Here is a 423-nt window from a genome sequence, read left to right on the forward strand (position 1 = left end):
AGAGTTCAGTGTGCTGTTTCAATTTTCAGCTTGATCCAGATTTTTAAAGAGCAAAACTTCGCAGTGAACCTTTTCAGGTACACTCTGAAGTTTTCTTGGGTTTGTTGCAGTAAAGGATGGTGGAGCTATGCGGGATCGAACCGCAGACCTCCTGCGTGCAAGGCAGGCGCTCTCCCAGCTGAGCTATAACCCCATCGCAAAATGCTAATCTCTGTACCGACAATTCTTGCGGAACCACCGACCTCACCCTTATCAGGGGTGCGCTCTAACCACCTGAGCTACAAGCCTGCAGAGATTTTTACTGCTAATTTTCATCAGACAATCTGTGTGAGCACTTCAAAGAACGTTTCTTTAAGGTAAGGAGGTGATCCAACCGCAGGTTCCCCTACGGTTACCTTGTTACGACTTCACCCCAGTCATGAA

General features: G+C 47.5%; 1 tRNA gene and 1 rRNA gene. Both read right to left on the minus strand.

The window, feature by feature from the left end:
* Nucleotides 1-117: 117 nt before the first annotated feature.
* Nucleotides 118-193: transfer RNA gene (locus tag FHC49_RS03265), tRNA-Ala, on the minus strand.
* A gap of 164 nt (nucleotides 194-357) precedes the next feature.
* A 16S ribosomal RNA gene (locus tag FHC49_RS03270) occupies nucleotides 358-423 on the minus strand; the annotation flags it as partial.

The sequence above is a fragment of the Kluyvera sp. EC_51 genome, assembly GCF_019584505.1.
In the GTDB taxonomy this organism is placed as follows: domain Bacteria; phylum Pseudomonadota; class Gammaproteobacteria; order Enterobacterales; family Enterobacteriaceae; genus Kluyvera; species Kluyvera sichuanensis.